A 4,131-nucleotide genomic window follows, 5' to 3' on the forward strand; every position below is an offset into this window, starting at 1 on the left:
GCCGTCGCCGTTGCCGTCGGCGAAGGTCTTGACGTCCAGGCAGTAGAGGACCGCGTTCTTGTACCAGGGCTCAGCCATGAGGTTCCTTTTCGGGTCGGGTCGCTTGCCAGGCGCGCAGCAGTTCGGCGACGCTCCAGGCCTGTGCGATGCAGCCGCCCTCGCGGTGCGGCGGCTCGGCATTGAAGACTTCGCTGATGCTGCCGAAGCCGGTTTCGAGAAGGTGGTGCGGCACCGCCTGCAGCAGCGCGCGAGCGCGCGCATCGCAGCCATGCACGCGGATCCAGGCGTCGATGAAGTGGCCGATCAGCCAGGGCCATACCGTCCCCTGGTGATACGCGCCATCTCGCTCGCGCAGCGCGCCTTCGTAGCGCGGCTGGTAGCCGGGCTCGAAAGGCGCGAGCGTGCGCAGGCCAACGGGTGTGAGCAGGTGGCGCTCGACGGTCGCCAGCACGTCGAGCCAGTGCGACCGGTGCAGCACCGGATGGGTCAGCGAGAGCGAGAAGATCTGGTTGGGCCGCAGGCGGGCGTCATCGCCGGCGTTGGCGGAATCCGGGCCGTCGACGACGTCGAACAGGTAGCCCCGCTCGGCCGACCAGAAACGCGCCTCGAAGGAAGCCTGCACGCGATCGGCCAGCGCGTCGTGCCTGGCCGCGTCCGCGGCACCGAGCGTCCGACCCCAGCCGGCCATCAGGCGCAGCGCGTTGTACCAAAGCGCCTGGATCTCGACCGGCTTGCCGCGCCGCGGCGTGACCACCCAGTCGCCCGCCTTGGCGTCCATCCAGGTCAGCTGCAGGCCTTCGGCCGCCGCGTGCACGAGACCATCGCGCGCATCGACACCGATGCCGAAGCGCGTGCCGCGCACATGGTGCTCGATCACGCCCTGCAGCACCGGGTAGAGCTCGGCCGCCAGCGCCGCATCGCCGGTGCGTGCGACGTAGCGCCCGAGCGCGTGGAAGTACCAGAAGGTCGCATCGACCGTGTGATAGAGCGCCTCGCGCCCGCCTTCGGGAAACAGGTTGGGCAGCAGTCCGTCGCGGATGTAGCCCGCGAAGGTGCGCAGGATGGCGCGCGCTTCGTCGAAGCGCCCGGTGCAAAGCGTGAGGCCTTCGAGCGCGATCATCGTGTCGCGGCCCCAGTCGTTGAACCAGTGGTAGCCGGCGATCACCGAGCGGAAGTCATCGCCGCCGCCGCTGCGTTCGGCCGCCGTCTCGTGGCTTCTGTTGCCAGGCATGACGATGAAGAGGTCCGCCGCGAGCAGCAGGCGCCGCTCGACATCGTCGGCATCAGCGCCAACGTCATGGGCACGCGTCAGCAAGGCAGTGATGCGGTCGTGCTCGGCCTGGAACAGCGCATCGGGGTCCGGCGCCTGTGCCGCCTCGCCGCTGCTCACGACGAGAGCGGCACCCCCGCCGGGGTGGAGTTCGACCGACCAGAAGCCGGGACTGTGCATGTGCGCGCTGTGGTCGTAACCGCGTTCGCGCTCCATGCGAAAAAGCACATCGCGGTCGACGTGCGGCTCGGAAGTGAAAGCGCCTTGCGGCAACAGGTGCAGCCGCAGCGACACGCCATGGGCTGCAAGCCGCAGCCGCAAGGCGCCCTGCGCATCCGGCTCGATCTGGCAGGCACCGGCTTCGTGCGGCACCAGCGGCGCGTCCTGTCGCCGGCCGCACACGAAAGGTCGCAGGCGCAGGCGGCGCGAGGGGCCTTCGAGCAGCCGCCACCGCACGCACACTGTGTTGAGGCCGTGCGGCATCACGATCGATTTCTCGATGAGGCTGCCCTCGACGTCGAACACCCAGACCGGCGTCGAGCCCTCCAGGCGGAACTCGCGCAAGTGGTGGTGAGCGTCGCCCTGTATCGAGCCATCGACGAACTCGGCCCCGCCGAGGTTCTTGGTGCCGATGAGTGTCTCGACCAACTCGTCGAGCCGCGGCAGCACCACGTGGCGACCCTTCGGCTCAGTGAGGTTGGGCACGAAGATGCCGTGGAAGCGCCGCGTCGGCACGCCCAGCACTGTGCCGGACGCAAAACCGCCCAGCCCGTTGGTCACCAGCCATTCGCACTCGCGCAGCGGCACGGGATCGTCGCCGGGCCGCCAGGGCAGCCGCAGAGGTGTCGGGAGCATCGGTCGGTTCCGGTTTTGACATGCGAAGGCAGGCGCCCAGCCTGCCGAGAACCAGCACCGGCAACCGGCGGGCCTGCCCTGCCTCTCCGTGCGCTCAGCGGGCCTGCGTCCCGCTCGATGCGGCTCGATGCGGTCCCTGCGGCTCGATGCGGCTCGATGCGGCTCGTTTCTACCTTATCGCGGGTTCATTGCCGAACCGTCAGGCATCACGAATGCCATCGGTCGCCTCACGCTCCCCGTAAAGTCCCGTCACACGAAATCCACGCGCACTCCAAGGATCTGCCATGAACATCCACCTCAGCCTCACACCCCTGATATCGCTCATCGCCGGCATCCTCATCCTCGTGATGCCCCGACTGCTGAACTACATCGTGGCGCTGTACCTCATCCTCATCGGCTTGATCGGCCTGTTCGGCAAGGGCTCGTTCAACTTCATCTGAGCGGCCCTCGATCGGCCAACGAGAAAGGGCTGCCTTGCGGCAGCCCTTTTCATTCCGAAGCGCAGGCTTCGTGTCAGCGCCCGTCGCGCTGCCCGAAGCGCGAACCACCCTCGCGGCGCCCGCCGCTGAAACCGCCACCACCACCGGCCGGCCGCCCACGGCCCTGGCCGTGACGCTGACCCGGCAGCGGCTTGCTGCCCGGCGCACGCGGCCTTTGCGGGGTCGGCTCCAGGCCGGCGATCTCGCTGGCGATGATGGGCTGGCGTGTGAACGCTTCGATCGCACGGATCTTGCCGCGCTCACGATGCTCGGCAATCGTGATCGCGGTGCCGGCGCGGCCGGCGCGGCCGGTGCGGCCGATGCGGTGCACGTAGTCCTCGGCCTTCATCGGCAGGCCGAAGTTGATGACGTGGCTGATGCTCTTCACATCCAGACCGCGGGCGGCCACGTCGGTGGCCACCAGCACGCGCACATGGCCGTCGCGCAGTCCCTGCAGTCGGCGATTGCGCACCGCCTGCGGCATGGCGCCGTGCAGCGCCACGGCCGAGTGGCCCTGCTGCTGCAGCGCTTCGGCCAGCGCCTCGGTGTCGATCTGGGTGCTGGCGAATACCAGGGCTTGATCCATATCGACGTCGCGCAGCCAGTGCTCGAGCAGCTTGTGCTTGTGGCTGAGGTTGTCGGCCCAGTGCAGGGTCTGCGTGATGTCGGCGTGCACGTCGTGCGCGCTGCCGAGTTCCAGGCGACCGGGCGAGCGCATCACCTTGGCGGCCAAGGCCATGATGCGGGGCGCGAAGGTGGCCGAGAACATCAGCGTCTGGCCCCGCTGCGCGGTGGCTTCGTGGATCGCCGCCAGGTCCTCGGCAAAGCCGAGGTCGAGCATGCGGTCCGCCTCGTCGACGACCAGCACTTCCGTGGCGTCGAGGCGAATCTGGCCGCGCGAATGCAGGTCGAGCAGGCGGCCCGGGGTGGCGATCACCAGGCTGGCGCCGCGCAGATCGAACAACTGCTTGCCGAAGGGCATGCCGCCGACCACTGTGGACACGCGCAGGTTGCGCACGGCCTCGCGCAGCGGGTGCTGCTTGCCTTCGACGCGCATCGCGCTGCCCACACCGCGCATCAAATCGATCGCGTCGCTGGCGACCTGCTGGGCCAGTTCACGCGTCGGGCACAGCACCACGGCGCGCGGGCTCGCCACACGGTCGGCGGCGCGCACCTCGGCGTTGAGCAGGCGCTCGAGCACGGGCAGCAGAAAGGCTGCGGTCTTGCCGCTGCCGGTCTGGCTGCTGACCATCCAGTCGCCGCCCTTCATGGCGGCGGGGACGGCTTGCAGCTGCACCGGCGTCGGTGCGGTGAAGCCGAGTTCGGCCACGGCATGCAGCAGCGGGCTCGAAAGGCCAAAAGATTCGAAAGTCGTAAAAGCAGAAGTCACGCGAGTATTGCCCGCCGGGTTGCCGGCGGGTCCGTCTTCGCCGGGCGCATGGAGCGCGCGGCAGGTTGGTCAACACATCGACCAACAGACGGATACACCCGAAGGGTGCAGGGCCCCGTGTGAGAACGGGTGAGCGT

2 protein-coding genes and 1 pseudogene are annotated in these 4,131 nt (G+C 68.8%); 1 reads left to right on the forward strand and 2 read right to left on the reverse strand.

Annotated elements, in window-relative coordinates; translation table 11 throughout:
• Positions 1-70 precede the first annotated feature (70 nt).
• Positions 71-2,125, reverse strand: a complete 2,055-nt coding sequence (locus tag H0W38_RS17960; protein ID WP_292456631.1) for an amylo-alpha-1,6-glucosidase — start codon at positions 2,123-2,125, stop codon at positions 71-73.
• Between the two features lie 284 nt (positions 2,126-2,409).
• Between H0W38_RS17960 and H0W38_RS17965 the strand changes: the two genes are divergently transcribed.
• Positions 2,410-2,565: a DUF3096 domain-containing protein gene (locus H0W38_RS17965; protein WP_292456633.1), complete on the forward strand. Its 156-nt coding sequence runs from the start codon at positions 2,410-2,412 to the stop codon at positions 2,563-2,565.
• A 199-nt stretch (positions 2,566-2,764) separates the two neighbouring features.
• Here H0W38_RS17965 and H0W38_RS17970 read toward each other — a convergent pair.
• Positions 2,765-3,994: pseudogene (locus tag H0W38_RS17970) on the reverse strand (DEAD/DEAH box helicase); the annotation flags it as partial.
• Between the last annotated feature and the right edge of the window lie 137 nt (positions 3,995-4,131).

This window comes from Methylibium sp. (genome assembly GCF_013817365.1).
GTDB lineage: Bacteria > Pseudomonadota > Gammaproteobacteria > Burkholderiales > Burkholderiaceae_C > Methylibium.